The 15,758-nt window shown below is 36.1% G+C and carries 16 protein-coding genes and 1 pseudogene; 2 read left to right on the top strand and 15 right to left on the bottom strand.

Annotation, left to right across the window (positions count from 1 at the left end):
- The first annotated feature begins 3 nt into the window (after positions 1-3).
- Together IEV52_RS10935 and IEV52_RS10940 are read left to right on the top strand one after the other, a co-directional pair.
- Positions 4-669 (top strand): DUF2642 domain-containing protein, encoded by a 666-nt coding sequence (locus IEV52_RS10935; RefSeq protein ID WP_188402587.1) that lies wholly within the window; start codon positions 4-6, stop codon positions 667-669.
- Positions 670-1,001: 332 nt separating this feature from the next.
- The gene (locus IEV52_RS10940) at positions 1,002-1,760 is read left to right on the top strand and encodes a hypothetical protein (RefSeq protein ID WP_188402588.1); all 759 of its coding nucleotides are present in this window, start codon (positions 1,002-1,004) and stop codon (positions 1,758-1,760) included.
- Positions 1,761-2,160: 400 nt separating this feature from the next.
- Here IEV52_RS10940 and IEV52_RS22315 read toward each other — a convergent pair whose 3' ends face one another.
- The 15 genes and pseudogenes from IEV52_RS22315 to IEV52_RS22565 all read right to left on the bottom strand — a co-directional run bounded on the left by IEV52_RS22315 (position 2,161) and on the right by IEV52_RS22565 (position 15,731).
- Entirely contained in the window at positions 2,161-2,466 is a 306-nt protein-coding gene (locus tag IEV52_RS22315) for a Ger(x)C family spore germination protein (protein WP_229754262.1), read from the bottom strand.
- Between the two features lie 14 nt (positions 2,467-2,480).
- A pseudogene (locus tag IEV52_RS22780) lies at positions 2,481-2,573 on the bottom strand (hypothetical protein); the annotation flags it as partial.
- A gap of 182 nt (positions 2,574-2,755) precedes the next feature.
- Complete coding sequence (locus IEV52_RS10950; RefSeq protein ID WP_188402589.1) at positions 2,756-3,715, bottom strand: transketolase family protein; 960 nt, start codon at positions 3,713-3,715, stop codon at positions 2,756-2,758.
- Complete coding sequence (locus IEV52_RS10955; RefSeq protein ID WP_188402590.1) at positions 3,715-4,563, bottom strand: transketolase; 849 nt, start codon at positions 4,561-4,563, stop codon at positions 3,715-3,717. Before IEV52_RS10955 ends, IEV52_RS10950 begins: the two co-directional genes overlap by 1 nt.
- An 85-nt stretch (positions 4,564-4,648) precedes the next feature.
- A complete protein-coding gene (gene ulaA / locus IEV52_RS10960) occupies positions 4,649-6,025 on the bottom strand; it encodes a PTS ascorbate transporter subunit IIC (RefSeq protein ID WP_188402591.1) in 1,377 nt (458 codons plus the stop codon).
- A gap of 50 nt (positions 6,026-6,075) precedes the next feature.
- Complete coding sequence (locus IEV52_RS10965; RefSeq protein WP_188402592.1) at positions 6,076-6,357, bottom strand: PTS sugar transporter subunit IIB; 282 nt, start codon at positions 6,355-6,357, stop codon at positions 6,076-6,078.
- A 68-nt stretch (positions 6,358-6,425) separates the two neighbouring features.
- A complete protein-coding gene (locus IEV52_RS10970; RefSeq protein ID WP_188402593.1) occupies positions 6,426-8,489 on the bottom strand; it encodes a BglG family transcription antiterminator in 2,064 nt (687 codons plus the stop codon).
- A 540-nt stretch (positions 8,490-9,029) separates the two neighbouring features.
- Complete coding sequence (locus IEV52_RS10975; RefSeq protein WP_188402594.1) at positions 9,030-9,434, bottom strand: DUF1259 domain-containing protein; 405 nt, start codon at positions 9,432-9,434, stop codon at positions 9,030-9,032.
- Between the two features lie 670 nt (positions 9,435-10,104).
- Positions 10,105-10,428, bottom strand: a complete 324-nt coding sequence (locus tag IEV52_RS10980) for a (2Fe-2S) ferredoxin domain-containing protein (RefSeq protein WP_188402595.1) — start codon at positions 10,426-10,428, stop codon at positions 10,105-10,107.
- A gap of 40 nt (positions 10,429-10,468) precedes the next feature.
- Complete coding sequence (locus tag IEV52_RS10985; RefSeq protein WP_188402596.1) at positions 10,469-11,326, bottom strand: hypothetical protein; 858 nt, start codon at positions 11,324-11,326, stop codon at positions 10,469-10,471.
- A 12-nt stretch (positions 11,327-11,338) separates the two neighbouring features.
- The gene (locus IEV52_RS10990; protein WP_373869416.1) at positions 11,339-13,750 is read right to left on the bottom strand and encodes a heavy metal translocating P-type ATPase; all 2,412 of its coding nucleotides are present in this window, start codon (positions 13,748-13,750) and stop codon (positions 11,339-11,341) included.
- A gap of 78 nt (positions 13,751-13,828) precedes the next feature.
- Positions 13,829-14,035, bottom strand: a complete 207-nt coding sequence (gene copZ, locus IEV52_RS10995) for a copper chaperone CopZ (RefSeq protein WP_188402598.1) — start codon at positions 14,033-14,035, stop codon at positions 13,829-13,831.
- A 16-nt stretch (positions 14,036-14,051) separates the two neighbouring features.
- Positions 14,052-14,378 (bottom strand): metal-sensitive transcriptional regulator, encoded by a 327-nt coding sequence (locus IEV52_RS11000; RefSeq protein WP_188402599.1) that lies wholly within the window; start codon positions 14,376-14,378, stop codon positions 14,052-14,054.
- Positions 14,379-14,771: 393 nt separating this feature from the next.
- Positions 14,772-15,311 (bottom strand): GNAT family N-acetyltransferase, encoded by a 540-nt coding sequence (locus IEV52_RS11005; protein WP_188402600.1) that lies wholly within the window; start codon positions 15,309-15,311, stop codon positions 14,772-14,774.
- A gap of 297 nt (positions 15,312-15,608) precedes the next feature.
- The gene (locus IEV52_RS22565; RefSeq protein ID WP_268234768.1) at positions 15,609-15,731 is read right to left on the bottom strand and encodes a hypothetical protein; all 123 of its coding nucleotides are present in this window, start codon (positions 15,729-15,731) and stop codon (positions 15,609-15,611) included.
- Positions 15,732-15,758 lie beyond the last annotated feature (27 nt).

Here is a 15,758-nt window from a genome sequence, read left to right on the forward strand (position 1 = left end):
AATTTGAGTTTATATAATAGTTTTATTGGAGAGACGGTTGAACTTTCCATCAGCGATAAAAAGAGCATAACAGGCATGTTGATCGATATTGGAAATGATATTATTGTTATGTTTGACGGTAAAAATTTTATTTATATACCTAAAATTCACATTCATCGACTAAGCAGAACGACAGATTATGAATTGAACATCATTAAACCAGATAGTTTCCCCATAGAGTTAGAGGAAGAATCGTTTTCCCTCAGAAAAGTATTAACTAACGCTAAAGGTATTTTTTCTGAAGTTTTTATTACAAACAATCAATCCATACACGGATATATCACTAACATTATGAATGATTATTTCATTTTTTACTCTCCCGTTTATAAGATGATGTTAATTCCTATGCATCACCTAAAATGGCTGATTCCATACCAAGAAAATGAAAGACCTTATTCACTTTCGAATAATGAACTTCCTTTAGTTCCTATTCAAATTTCGTTAGCTCGAACATTTACTGAACAGTGTAAAAAATATGAAGGAAAACTTGTCATCATTGATTTAGGTATGGATGTTAACAAAATAGGAAAACTGGTTAAGATGGACAATAGTCAAATTCAACTAACCATTAGAAGAAATAAAACGGTATTCCTTAATGTACACCATATTAAAACACTGCATCTTCCATAGATACTTATAGCAAAATCAGCAGGCGGAAATTCTATTTAACATCCCTATCTCTCTTCCCACTCTTGAAATATTGTTTACAGAAACTAGGTGCTTATCTAAAAAAGGTAAGCACTTTTCTTATTCTCCAAATAAAAGATCTACACCACTCTTTTTTGCTTTTAAAGCCTGAAATCCCATGTTGTTAGATTTGATAGATTTGACAATGCAATGAATGCGAAATGTTAAACGAATGACTATTTTTATGAATTTAGACAAGTGCCCTGTGCCTTTTCACTAGCATGATACATATAATGCATGGACAAATGTAGTCGAATAAATAAGGAGGAAACATTTTGAGTAAAAAAGATAACTGTACCTTATCAGTCAAAAAGGTTTGTAAGTGGTTAGGTCAAGTAATCCAAGTAAATGCAGGGGGACCTGAATCTAGAGTAGGTAGGTTGGTTTGTGTAGGAAAAGACTTCCTTGCTATTGAATCGTTTAGGAAGGATGGTAAAGGAAAAGACAAAGACCACGATAAAGGCAAAGGTAAAAAACATGATGAGGATTTAATATATTATCAATTAGATCATGTGGATGCTATCTTTGTTAAGGCAGACGAATTATGCCCTATGAAAAAAGATTGCACAGATTTGACCTTCCGTGAAGTATTGAAAAAATTCAAGAAACATAAGGTAAAAATTAACCGAGGAGGTAAAATCGAGGGGATACTTGTTGCCATTCATAAGAAAACGATTGAATTAATTAAAAACGATGAAATTATTTACATTCCAATTTGCAGAATTAAGAGCTTTAGCGAAATTGGAGAATGTAAGAAAGACAATAAGAAAGACGAATCATCTAATAATAAAGGTAAAAAAGATAATAAAGGCAAAAAAGATAATAAAGACAAAAAAGAGTCTTCTTCCAAAAAAGAGTCTTCTCATAGAAAAGAATCTTCTCATAAATGCGATAGTGAATCATCATCTTCATCATCTTCATCATCTTCATCTTTCAAACATGAATCTTCTCACAAAGACAAACATGAATCTTCTCACAAAGACAAACATGAATCATCATCATCCTCTTCGGTCTGGTTAAAAAAAAAAAAATAAACATTGTAATTACTGAGTAATGATAATAAACTTGATCAAAAAGTTTGATTTTTAGATTGTTATTTTTTAATCAATGTCCTGTTGAAAAAACAGGACATTATATGCTTATATATGAAAATTTTTTTAGAAAACGTTTAAACAACCTTCATCTTTTCATAATATTCGCTTTCGACTAAATTAAGAGTTTGCGCTTAGCAAAAAGCTAAGCATAGAAGTACTTAAAATCAAGCAGGGTTACATCGTTTTGCAAGATTTAAAGTTGCTTCACCTGTGTCAAGATCATAAACTAAGCGTGATAAAATTCCTGTCTCGAGTTGGCTCGTTATCGTTAACTTTTAGCGTTATCGTTCCGCTTTTACTTTTGTGACCATTCAGGAGTAAAAACATCCTGGATTCTGGATCATCTAATGTTCCATACCATCTTATCGTGGTGAAACATAGCCGTTCCCTTTACGTATGCTTTATTTTCTTTCTCTAAGACCTCGATGTATGGTAGAAAGAAGTCTTTTCCTTTTAGATACATGGTGGTACAGATGGACTGTGTATTTTCAATCCGTATCAGTCCGTCGTCTGCATTACTCCTAGACAAGTTCGGATAATATTCCGTATCAAGAGGCGTTTCACCCGGCCGGATGCTGAGCGCCTTTTTTGCATCCCCGTTATCCCGAATAAAGTGCTGTTTGGATACTTCTTTGCCATCAGCCAAATGAGAACAATCAGTAATTGCACAACGATTCCAGATAGGATAATGGAAAGCCAGCTATCTGTTTTTGATTTATGAAAAACATCATAAGGAAGTGAAATAACGGCTATTCAAAGGCGATAATTAGAGGTAGAAAAATAAGAAAAAACCCCTAACAAAAATTATGTTAAGGGTTTAATTGTTTTTAAAAATAGCATACCAATTATTTTGGTGGTTGCCTTTCCAAATTCCAATAAGAATCATTTACCTAACCAAAAGGAATCTTCCCTTCCAAAAATAGGGTGTCTGGTACCTACTTAATTTTCAATTCTTTCACAGCATCGATGATATCTTTTACAGTTAAATTATAGAATTCTTTCAGGTAGTCAGCTTTACCGACTTGGCCGAATTGTTCTTTTACGCCGACTCGTCTCATTCGAGTTGGACAATGTTCGCTTAAGACTTCTGCTACTGCACTTCCTAAACCGCCTATAATATTGTGGTTTTCTGCTGTTACGACTGCTTTTGTTTTTGAAGCGTATTTAACAATTAAATCTATGTCAATCGGCTTAATTGAATACATATCAATCACCGTTGCATCAATTCCCATTTTGTGAAGAAGGTCTGCTGCTTTTAATGATTCTGCCACCATAATGCCGCTTGCAATTAGCGAAACATCGCCACCTTCGCGAAGAACCTTACCTTTACCAGTTTCAAAGACTTCATTTTCATCATAAAGTTTAACGGCATTTTTACGAATGGTCCGAATGTAATGGATTCCGTACTCTTTTTCAACTTTTCTTAGCATGTATCCGAGCATGGTTCCATCACTCACTTCAAAAACATGAGAATTAGGTATTAAACGAACAAGACCTAAATCCTCAAACGCCATATGAGTACCGCCATTATGCTCAGCAGTAACACCTGAGTCAGACCCTAAAATTTTCAAATTCAATTTTGCATAAGCCCCCGAAACAAACAACTGGTCAAAGGCACGGCGTGTGGCAAATTGAGCAAATGTATGCAGGAAAGGAATTTTTCCGGTAAGAGCTAATCCAGCAGCTACTCCAACCATATTTGCTTCCATGATTCCGCAATTAATCAATTGTTTTGGTATTTGTCCATTAATTTTATTGGTGGAAATCGCACTCATCAAATCAGCTTCTAATGCTATTACATTTGAATTGTTTTTAGCTAATTCCAATATGGTGTTAGCATAGACCTGCCGCATTTCGATTTTATCAAATTCATATGATTGCGGTGTTTGAATCATTATGTCACAGCCTTTCCCAGTTTGTTTTCCAATTGAGTAATGGCAGCTAAGATGGCTGTTTCATCTTCTTGATTGGGACGAATGTGATGGTTATTCTCTTTTTCTTCTAAGTATGGCACCCCTTGACCTTTTACAGTGTCTAAGATAATCGCTACCGGTTTATCGTTTTGCGCTTTACCCTTTTCGATAGCTTCATAGATTTGCTTTAATGAGCTACCATCAACCTTTATTGTATAAAAACCAAAAGCTTTAAATTTTTCTTCAAAATCAAGTGGATCGATAATATCCTTCGTTAGACCGTCAAGCTGCTTTTTATTGTCATCGACAAACACAAATAGCTGATTTAATTTATGATGGGAAGCAAATTGAAAGGCTTCCCAGCATTGTCCTTCATTTAATTCTCCATCTCCAACAAGACTAAAGGTGTAGTTCCCCTTATCAGATAGTTTATGAGAAAGGGCAACTCCAACTGCTGCTGAGATTCCTTGCCCTAACGATCCAGTTGTCATATCAACACCCGGTGTTAAATTTCGATCGGGATGAGAAGGAAGAGTGGTACCGTTTTGGTTAAGTGTATAGAGGATTTCTTCAGGAAAAAAGCCTTTTAATGACAAGGTTGCGTAAAGGGCAGGACCACCATGTCCTTTTGATAAAATAAAATAATCACGTTCTTCCCATTTTGGATTTCTAGGATTAACCTTCATAACTTCACCATATAATACTGCCAATACTTCAACGATTGACAAGCTCCCGCCGTAATGACCAAAGCCTAGTTGATGCAGTTCCTTTAACGTCATTAACCGAATCTCATCGCGAAACGTTTCTAAATTCGGAAGATTAGTGTTCATTAAAAAATCTCCTCCAATATCCAAGCCTCGCATGCTAGAGGATTGGTATTATAACCCCTAGCATGCTTAAGCTTTTATTTACAAATTAAGCTTCAACTTTGACTGATGGATCATTATTTTTATCTTTTTTGAAAAAACCAAACAGAACTGCTAGTAAAACCAATCCTACAACGGTAATAGTTAGACCTGTAGCCCCAAATGATTTTGCAATATTTCCAAGAACAATACCTGATGCAGCAAAATCACTGTCAGAGAAGGTTGTATTTGCAAACCCTAAATCACCAAGAACAGGCATTAAGAATACTGGAAGGAATGTAATTAATAACCCGTTTACAAATGAGCCGATTGTTGCACCCCGTATTCCTCCTGTTGCATTACCGAAAACGCCAGCGGTTGCACCCGTAAAGAAGTGAGGAACAACTCCAGGTAAAATAATAATCGCCCCCGAAATTCCAAGGATAATCATTCCGACAATACCGCCAAGGAAACTGCAGAAGAACCCAATTAAGACCGCATTTGGTGCATATGGGAAAACAATTGGGCAATCAAGAGCCGGCTTTGAGTCAGGTACCAGTTTCGATGAAATTCCTTTAAATGCAGGAACAATTTCAGCTAATACAAGACGAACACCTGAGAGGATAACAAAAACCCCAGCTGCAAATGTTACTGCTTGAATGACTGAAAATACAAGATAATGGGTACCACCGCTAAGTTCTTTTTCAACATAAGACGGACCAGCAAAGAGAGCAATTACTAAATAAAGAATCGTCATGGTTAACGCAATGGTGACAGAGCTGTCACGTAAAAATCCTAGTCCCTTTGGAAAATTAATCTTTTCAGTAGATTTAGATCCTTTTCCGACTACCCTTCCAACAAGGCCTGATAAAACATACCCTAAGCTTGAAAAATGCCCAAAACCAACGTTATCGTTACCCGTGATTTTTCTCATAAAAGGTTGGCAGATGGCAGGGAAAACCGCCATGATTAATCCTAGAGCAAACGAACCAATTATAATAAGTGAAATGCCTTTTAAACCAGAAACTACTAATATAACCGCAAGCATACAAGCCATATATAATGTATGGTGCCCCGTTAAAAAGATATATTTTAACTTGGTAAAGCGCGCAATCAATATATTAGCTAGCATTCCGAAGAACATGATGTATGCTGTTGTGCTGCCGTATTCTGTTAATGCCATCGCCACAATGGCTTCATTATTCGGAACAACACCATTAACATTAAAAGCTTCTTGGAACATTTTTCCGAATGGCTCAAGGGATCCAACGAGGATTCCAGCTCCAGCTGCAATTACGATAAAACCTAGGAATGATTTTGTCGTTCCTTTAATGATTTCATTGGTTGGTTTTTTCTGAAGAATAAGTCCGATAAGTGATATTAATGCAATAAGAACAGCCGGTTGGCTCAAAATATCTACGACTAATTTTAGAATTCTTTCCCCCATTACAAATACCCCCTAAATTTTGGATTTCACCTAACTCTACTTAATTCTACTTAAATTAATCCTTTCTTCTCTAACGCTTCTTTCAGTTTATAGCGAATTCCATCCATATCAATAATGCTGTCAATGACTATAACTTCTCCTAAATGCCCCATCCCATCAGCAATATCCTTCGCTGCTATAAATAAATCTGCTTGATCAGGGGTTGCGGAGCTAAGGTCAGAATGCTCAACTTCTATTCCGCTTACACCAAGCTCTCCTAATATTTGTTGAACATTCATCTCCAGCATAAAACTACTTCCTAATCCTGAACCACATACCGCTAAAATTTTCATACATGAACCTCCATTTTATTTTGTTGTTAGTTGAAGTAACTATCTTTGGTAAAACTAAGACTTCCTCATTAAATTACTGCAGAATATTGATCAATTAATTGAATGACTTTATCGGTTGAGTGCTGCTCTTTCAACATTGCAATGTTGTCTTTATGACTGAGCAATTTCGTTAATTGGGCAAGCGCGGTTAAATGTGTAGTATTATCTATGGCTGCAATACAAAAAATTAGCCGGACGGGATATTTTTTGTCGTTTAAAAAATAAACTGGTTCATCTAGTTTTAAAAAGCTAATCCCAACACTATTAACCCAAGATTCAGGACGGGCATGCGGGACGGCAACTTCTGGCCCGATTACGACATAGGGACCAAATGATTTAATATTATTGATCATCGCATCGATATAGGAAGACTCAATCACCCCTTTCTTATATAAAGGTGTAGCTGCTATTCTTATCGCCTCTTCCCAATCTGAAAGTTTTTCTACAAATTGAATGGTTTCTTTTGTTAATAAATCTCGTAACACAGGTCGTTTCCTCCTATAGACATTTACTTTTTTATGAAAGCTAAACTGGCTTAATGCATTCCTCAATCCTTTTTCATCATATATATTTGTAAATTGTTCAATAATTTGAACAAGCTCCTTCATTGATATATCGTGGTGTTCAATTCCAAAAAGATGACGATATACTTCATTTATCAAACTGTTCTTTTCAATCGGGGTCATGATTGGCTTTACATGAAAATACGGCAACTTTGTATTCAATCCCACTGTTGAAAATACCAGATCATAATCGGCAAAATTTCCTTCTTGAAATTCCTGTAACGAGAGTGTTTTACCAACCGTAATTTCTGAGAAAAGTGTTTGTAGTTGGTGCTTAACCATTAACGAAGAACTTACCCCACTTGGACAAACAATAAGAGCCCTTTTCTTTTTCGGCATGGTTTTCTTTGGCTTTTCTAACAATGCACCAAAATGAATCGTAATAAAACCAATTTCTTCTTCAGGTATCGTAATATTTAATAGTGATTCAATCGGCAGGAGCAGTTCCTTTACGATGGTATAAAGCTCTTTATGCTCACTTTTTATTTGATGTATTAATGGATTGTTGATCGGAATTCGATATTTCATTCGAAAATAAGCTGGCTTTACATGCTGGTACAGTGTTTGGACCACTTCGTTCTTTTTTTCAAAGGCAATACAAGCTTTTGATTCAAAGTCAAATACAAGCTGTTCGCAAAGTCTAAAAAGTAAGTCGCGATTATCGTCTTGGACTAAGCCATTTCCTAGAGTTAAGCCAAGTAATTGGATTGTTAAGTAACAGAGCTCCGTGTCTTTTTCCTCAAATTGAAGCTGTTGCATCAATTTCTCTGTAACAATTCTCATTGGATCTTGTTTGAAAACATCCATTTCATCTGGATGGAAACTGACAAACTTTCTTTCTCTTTGACGGTAAAAATAGAATAGAAGAAAATAGGAAAATTGTTTTAACCGTTCCTCAACAAAATGAAGTTCGAAATTCTTTTCAACTTGTTTGAGAGTATTGTGAATATGCTCAAAATGACTGTCTAGATTCCCTTCTTTTAATAAGTACTCAATCAGCTTTTCACCGTATGGTACATTTAACAGTTTGGATAGATGGTGCATAACAAGCACTCTCTTATCAAACTCCGTCCCCTTTAGATGGTATCCTTGCTGTCTTGTATAATTGATTTTGACAAGAAAAGGGCTAATCATTTCATTGGCCTTTTTTACATCTGAAATCACTGTGTTCTTACTAACCCGCAAAAGTTGGGTTAAATGTGCTGATGAAATCAGCTCTTGACGAGTAAACAGATAGAGATAGATAGAGATCAAACGGTCCTCCTCTGTTAAAGTAAACCCTCGTGAAGAACTGCTGTATTGTTGTTCCTGAAAAAAATCAATCACAGAATTCGGCATTGCGATATAATGGATACCCTTGTATTGAATAGGAGGAAGCTTTCTCTCTTTCAACCAATAATTGATTTTCTCCAAATCATAAGTAATTTGCCGTTTCGTTAATTGGGTATAATCCATTACCTGATTCATAGTTGTATGCTTCACTTTAAGAAGATGATTTAAAAGAGTTGCAGGACGTTTCTCAATCAGCATTGGCTTAACCTCCTAGTAATATCATATTAGAAAGCGCTTTCAATTTGTTTAGTGATTGGGAACAAAAGCTGTCAGAATTGAGTGACAAAGTTGTGATGAACTGTTTCAACCATCAACTTTGCTGAAACTATACTCTAAATGAAGTTGTCCTTTTTTAAGGATAATTAGTCGCTTCAACACACCTCAATATAGAAATGATTGTTTTATACGACTGAATCCTAATATAGAACGCATAGGTTTCTTAATGAAACGATATCTTGTTTACGTTATTGTTAAACATTACGTACACATGATACAAAGAAAGACCCTCCAATTTATGAGGATCTCTTTAACTTTTATTATAAATTTACAAGTCTTGTTTGCAAAAATAATACTACTCGTTTTCTTCTTCAGCATAAAAAGTATGATTTTTTTCTTACCCTAAGTTGAACTTGTGTGCGGAACATATACGATGTGTTTTTTTCTACTTTTATAACGACATATCAAATCATTTAACGATAACAAAAAATATCAGGAGAATTATTCTCCTGATATAAAAGCCTAGATACATAATGCTTTTTTAAATGCAGCTCTTACTTTCCTTGCAAAATCTAATGGGGGTTCTACTGATTCAAAATGCATATACATTGCTCGTGGTTCTTCAAATAACCAGTGATTATGAATTGATGTAACCAGTATATCCCTTTTTCGAAGTTCAGTTAATAATGGATTAACTTCTTCTTCCAAAAGAACAGTTTCCCCTAAATTTAGTGCATTACCACAACGATCAAGACCTTCAAATGTAAAGAATTGCGGGTTAACTAGTGGTGATTGCGTTTCACGTCCAAGAATTTCAAAGTCAATGTTACGAAATCTTTGCACCAAGCATACCCCTTCTGGAGTAATAGATCCTTCTCCTTTTAATATTCTTGCAAATTCTTGACATAACTTTCGTTTTGAACCCATAAAAAAACCCTTTCAAAATATATTCTTATAAGACTTAGACAATTTTAATAGTTAAGTGATCACAATATATCGGCAAAATGAAATCCAGTTTTCTTTCTATAATTAATTAACAAAGTTCATATTGAATGTTTGTCCCATTTTTTTGTAGAATTCAAAAAGTATTGCTATTGCCTACATTTATTGCTTTGAAATAGTAAATCGTAACTTATTGTATATTGTCTTTAAAAGGTACCGAAATGTGAACCTTTTACAATACCATCTTATTCAATTAAAAATAGTTTGTTACGAATAAAGCGGATAATAATAAAAAGATTTTTTAGTAGCTTCCATTCTGTAACTTAAAAAACACGTTATATATATATTTCTATCCCAATAAAAAAGCCACCTAATAGGCAGCCAAACGTATGCTTACTTTACATGTTGTTTGTACAAATTAATTTGTTTTTCTGTATCAGAGTGTTCATTAAACTTAACTAATGTCCCATACAGACTTGTTTATTTGAAGAAGATCTGCCAAACGTGGTTCCATATAAAAACTCACCTCTTCACTAGATGATTATGAGTAAAATATCCACAATAGATGGTTAGTGTATAGACATCTGTCCCTAATTAAAAGAGCCAACCGTTATGGTTGGCTCTTATGATTTCTTTATTCTTGCAGTTGAAAGGATTACTCATTAGTTGAGAATGAGTGTCCGTTAAAAGTGTATGAAAGAGAATCTTTTAACTTTTGATTGCTTTTTAATTTTTCAATAAGTTGTTGACCTTTTTCAGGAGTCATCTCTTTATACCAGTCACCATCAGGGTAAACTATGACTGTTGGACCCTCTTTACATCTACCATTGCATAGTGTTTTAGTGGTATGAATTTCTTTTAGTAATCCTTGGTCTTTAATCTCCTGTCTTATTGCATTCGTAACTTCTTCTGCCCCTTTTTTTGTGCAGCTAGCACCGTTACACAATAACACGTGCTTAGATACGCCAGATAGTTCCATAAGATTATTCACCTCGTTTCCGAGAAATAAAAAGTAAAGTTTATTTTACTTCTACAACAAATGGATAGACATTTACTTTTCCATTTATCTTAAATTCACCCCAAATTTTATAGATGCCTGGCTGGTCAAATTTTGTTGCGAATTTTGTATCTGTTTCCGATGCGGGATGGACGTGAACATACTTATCTCCACTTTCATCTAATATGACGACATGACCAAGCGCACCTAGGTATGGCTCAGGAGTTCCGTTCTTCAGATCAAATTCTAGAACAATCTCTTCGTTCGATTTAAAAGTGTCTGGACTCATTGTTACTGTATTACCGTTCACTGTTTTTGAAAACGCGGTATCCGGCTTTAACGGTTCATGTTTCCCATGTGCATCTCCGGTTCCTACCTCGAAAGGCAGCGGCTGGACCACGTAATTTTTATCTTTTGGTTTGATATCAATAAACGCTTTATAGTTACCGTTTGTCAGTTCATGCTGTATGGTGAACACACCATTCCCTTTATTCTCAGGATGAAGATGATAATACTGCTGTAGATCATCATTCACAATGATCAGGTGCATTAGTTTCTCATGATTGACCTCTAATTCCTCTACTGCCTTCCCCTCTTTATCTTTTAACTCAATGTGGATTACATTATTTTCATAATGCAGAGTTGGTGTAATATCACTTTCATTTGATACACTGCCTTGACTCTCCCCATGATCACCACCATGCCCATCTTCCTGCTTTTCTTCATCTTTTGTATCAGATGTATTCTCTTCTACATCATGGCCAGCATGTTCACTAGTCCCTGGTTCTGCATATTTTGCGTATACAGAATAACTACCGATTACCATAACGAGTATCAATACAGCAGACAACGTCCACCTTAAAACGATATTGTCCTTCATAAAATTCCCTCCTTACAGTTTCACTTTTTGTAATCGAAGTGCATTTAGAACAACTGACACCGAGCTGAATGCCATCGCAGCCCCTGCGAGCCACGGTGCCAGAAAACCTAGTGCGGCAACGGGTACACCTAAAGCGTTGTAAGCAAAAGCCCAGAAAAGGTTTTGTTTGATGTTTCGGATCGTCTTTTTACTCATGTAGATAGCATCTGCAATACTGTTCAGATCTCCACGAATCAAAGTAACATCCGCAGCTTCCATCGCAACGTCAGTACCAGTACCGATGGCCATTCCAATCTCGGCAACAGCTAAAGCTGGAGCGTCATTTATTCCGTCTCCGACCATGGCAACCTTATTTCCTTGCTGCTGGAGCTTTTTCACCTCATCTGCTTTTCCTTCAGGGAGGACTTCAGCGATCACATGATCGATACCCACCTGTTTAGCAATGTATTGAGCTGTTTGCTGGTTATCGCCAGTGATCATGATTACTTTAAGTCCCATTTCTTTTAATCGGGAAATAGCATTCTTTGATGTTTCTTTGATCGTATCGGCTACAGCGATAATGCCTGCATAAACCCCGTCTATCGCTACGAGCATTGCGGTTTTTCCGGCTTTCTCAAGGGCGTCCATCTGATTGTCCGGATCATTGATTATAATGTCGTTTTCTTTCATTAATTTACGTGTACCGATGAGGAGTGTTTTACCTGCCACGACAGCTTTAATCCCAAACCCAGGGATAGCATCAAAATCATCTGAATCGGTTAACTGGATTCCTTTATTCGTAATCCCTTCGACGATTGCTTGGGCTAAAGGATGTTCCGAATTTTTCTCTGCTGAACCCACAAGCTGTAACACTTCTTCTTCATTGAATGTTGGTTCTACGATGATATCTGTTAATTCTGGAGTACCGTTTGTAACCGTACCTGTTTTGTCTAAAATTACAGTATCAATTCGATGTGTTGTTTCTAAATGTTCTCCGCCTTTAAACAAGATACCAAACTCAGCGGATCGGCCAGATCCTGCCATGATTGAAGTTGGAGTCGCTAATCCTAACGCACAAGGACACGCGATGACAAGAACAGCAATCAATTTTTCAAGCGCAACAGCGAATTCACCTGGACTTACCCAAACAAACCAGATAATGAAGGTAAGAATGGCGATTCCAACAACTATCGGTACAAATATACCTGAGATCTGGTCAGCTAGTCGCTGGATAGGTGCCTTCGATCCTTGGGCTTCTTCCACAACTTTTATGATTTGAGCAAGAGCAGTATCTTTGCCTACTTTCGTCGCTTTTATTTTTAGAAAACCGTTCTTATTAATGGTTGCACCAATTACCGTGTCACCAACTGTTTTATCAACTGGAACACTCTCCCCTGTCAACATCGATTCATCCAAAGAAGAACGTCCTTCGATAATCTCACCATCGACCGGCACTTTATCACCAGGTTTCACGAAGACGATATCTCCAGCCACCACTTCTTCAATCGGTATTTCGATTTCTTTATCATCACGAACCACGATGGCTGTTTTTGCTTGGAGTCCCATCAGCTTCTTTATGGCTTCCGAGGAACGCCCTTTTGCTTTTGCCTCAAAGAGTTTCCCTAATACGATAAGCGTTATTAATACCGCCGATGTTTCAAAATACATCTCTACCATTCCTTCATTGGTCCCGATGGAAAGGATAGAGAGATATAGACTGTAGAAGTAGGCTGCAGATGTTCCAAGTGCTACGAGTACATCCATGTTTGCACTCTTATTCCGGAGTGCTTTATATGCTCCTACATAAAACTGCTTACCTACTACAAACTGCACAGGAGTTGCGAGTGCCAATTGAACCCAAGGGTTCATGAACATATCAGGCAGATAAATAAAAGAGGTAAACTCAAAGTGACTGACCATCGCCCATAATAGCGGGAAGGATAATATTACGGAAAATATGAACTTTCCTTTTTGCTTTTCGATCTCTAATGCCCTGTGGTCAACGGCTTCTTTGTTGTTTTCTTCCTTTAAGGCTGCTCCATAACCTAAATCATCAACTTTTTTTATCATTTCTCCTATAGAAACTTCAGAAGGATTATATTGAACGGATCCCGTTTCTAAAGCTAAATTCACATTTGCTTTAATAACCCCAGGCAGTTTGTTCAATCCCTTTTCAATCCTTGTAGCACAAGCTGCACATGTCATACCGGTCAGATTAAACTCTGCCTTTTCCGTCACAACCCCGTAACCAAGGTCTTGAATTTTTTTCTCAATGTCAGTGACTTTTATGATATCCGGGTCATAAGAAACTGTTGATTTTTCAAGAGCAAGGTTTACACCTGCTTTCTCTACCCCTTCCATCTTGTTCAATCCTTTTTCGATTCGGATGGCGCATGCTGCACAGGTCATACCGGATATTTGTAAAGTTGTTTCTTTTGTACTCATGTTTTTATTCATCCTTTCCATATACCTATATGGGGTATATTTTTATTGAAAAGAGAGCGTGCTATGATTAGCACGCAATTATTTTACATCGTAACCTTGATCATCAATAGTATCTTTAATTTTTTCCAGGCTAACTTTTGATGAATCAAATTCTACCTCAACGTTGCCTTCACTTAGGTTTACTTTTGTACTAGAGACACCATCTAGCTTACCAACGGTTCCTTCAATAGCATTTACACAGTGGTTACAAGACATTCCTTCTACTTTTAAAGTGATTTTTTCCATCGTTTTCTCTCCCTTTTTATTTCATTAATTTCTTTACAGTAATAAGCAGTTCATCCAACACTTCTTCATCGCCTTCTTGAATTCTCTCAACAACACAACTTTTCAAGTGACCTTCCAACAAAATCTTGCCGACACTATTTAATGCTGATTGAATGGCTGATATTTGAGTAATCACATCATCACAGTAAGTATCTCGATCAATTAGCCCTTTTACTCCTCTAATTTGACCTTCGATTCGATTTAATCTTGTGATTAAATTATTTTTTACTTTATCTGAATGATGGCTTTTTCTTTCACTAGTATTACAGCAATTATCTAGATCATCTGGTTTATTAATCTCCATCAGATTAACCTCCTTTTTTATATAGTACTATACCCCCCTACCCTATGTAAAGCCCATTTTTTATTTTTATTATGTTATCCAAAGATCCTCTTATGCTTCTCTTTCCCTTTTTTGATAATTTTGTGCATAATATATAGATCTTAACACCAAGAAATGGCCACTTTTTTGGAAGGTGGTTTTTAAATTAATTTCTCCTGGTTAAAGAAATGTACCCGTAGATTTTGCGGGAAAAGTAAAGGCGCCATTTAAAGCAGCATTATGTATATAAGCTTTTATATCAGGAGAAAGATTCTCCTGATATTTTTTTACATGATTAATTACTATTTAACAAAAACATTTCCCCTTCTTGAAGAAATGCACCCATTTGTTGAATAAACAAATTTTTCAAAGTTATTATTTGTTCAAAGCCTTATACATCGAATAGTCTACTTCTCCAATGATTGCTGCCAAACCATTGGCACATAGCTCCATAGCCATTAAATATTCATCCGCAGGAGGCAGGTTTTTCTCAGATGCATAAATACCGAAATCAGTTGAAGTTCTAAATCCAAACCGCCGATAGTAACGATAATCCCCTTCAACAATAATTCCTTTATATCCCTTCTTGGCTGATCTTTCGATGCCTGCTTGCAGCATAAACTTACCAACACTCTGACCTTGCCTTTCAATAGCCACTGAAACCGGTGATAACATTAGAACTTCATTTTCATGTTTATTGCTAATAGGAAATTTTGAAAGCATAAAGTGGCCGATAATAGATCCCTCTTCCTCTACAACTAAATCAAGCTCAGGTATATAAAATTGCTTTTCTCTAATTTCTTTGACTAGTGCTCTTTGAGCAATTCCGTCTGAATTCGGATTGTTTCTGAATACTTGATACACAAAATCTTCAGTAAAACTATATTCTTCTTTTTTTACAGCTCTAATTTGCAATTTAACACCTCCAGTTCTTAATAAATAGTCTTTAAACACCGCTTTATTTCAATAAAAAAGAGCACTTCTCTTCATGAAGAAATGCAACCCTTAACTGAACTACTACGTTTTCTTTTTCCCCAAAAAACTATTAAAAAAGAAAGAGAAGTAAAGATAAATATTTTAGATAGGAAATTTCTAAAGTCCATGAACCAAACAAGAATATAGTCCATAGAAACCAGATAATAACATTAGCAATTTTTTCACTCAACTTATACCACCAATATTAACCTAATATCTCAATTCTAGATAATCCACTTAATTTCCTGTTGCAATAACCTGCACCGTTAGTATAAAAGCGACTGCTCCTGTTGAACAATCGCGCCCTTTAAGTACGCTGGTACGGAAAATGGTGGAATGCCTTATCAGATTCCACGACATTAACATGGTACTAATAGAACAGCTCTT

This window comes from Fictibacillus barbaricus (genome assembly GCF_014635025.1).
Lineage (GTDB): Bacteria > Bacillota > Bacilli > Bacillales > Fictibacillaceae > Fictibacillus > Fictibacillus barbaricus.

Excerpts from the sequence above, each read along its gene's own strand:
- IEV52_RS10950 (WP_188402589.1), bottom strand. The coding sequence starts at position 3,715 with ATGATTCAAACACCGCAATCATATGAATTTGATAAAATCGAAATGCGG.
- IEV52_RS10955 (WP_188402590.1), bottom strand. The coding sequence starts at position 4,563 with ATGAACACTAATCTTCCGAATTTAGAAACGTTTCGCGATGAGATTCGG.
- ulaA (WP_188402591.1), bottom strand. The coding sequence starts at position 6,025 with ATGGGGGAAAGAATTCTAAAATTAGTCGTAGATATTTTGAGCCAACCG.
- IEV52_RS10965 (WP_188402592.1), bottom strand. The coding sequence starts at position 6,357 with ATGAAAATTTTAGCGGTATGTGGTTCAGGATTAGGAAGTAGTTTTATG.
- IEV52_RS10970 (WP_188402593.1), bottom strand. The coding sequence starts at position 8,489 with ATGCTGATTGAGAAACGTCCTGCAACTCTTTTAAATCATCTTCTTAAA.
- IEV52_RS10975 (WP_188402594.1), bottom strand. The coding sequence starts at position 9,434 with ATGGGTTCAAAACGAAAGTTATGTCAAGAATTTGCAAGAATATTAAAA.
- IEV52_RS10980 (WP_188402595.1), bottom strand. The coding sequence starts at position 10,428 with ATGGAACTATCTGGCGTATCTAAGCACGTGTTATTGTGTAACGGTGCT.
- IEV52_RS10985 (WP_188402596.1), bottom strand. The coding sequence starts at position 11,326 with ATGAAGGACAATATCGTTTTAAGGTGGACGTTGTCTGCTGTATTGATA.
- IEV52_RS10990 (WP_373869416.1), bottom strand. The coding sequence starts at position 13,750 with ATGAGTACAAAAGAAACAACTTTACAAATATCCGGTATGACCTGTGCA.
- copZ (WP_188402598.1), bottom strand. The coding sequence starts at position 14,035 with ATGGAAAAAATCACTTTAAAAGTAGAAGGAATGTCTTGTAACCACTGT.
- IEV52_RS11000 (WP_188402599.1), bottom strand. The coding sequence starts at position 14,378 with ATGGAGATTAATAAACCAGATGATCTAGATAATTGCTGTAATACTAGT.
- IEV52_RS22565 (WP_268234768.1), bottom strand. The coding sequence starts at position 15,731 with ATGTCGTGGAATCTGATAAGGCATTCCACCATTTTCCGTACCAGCGTA.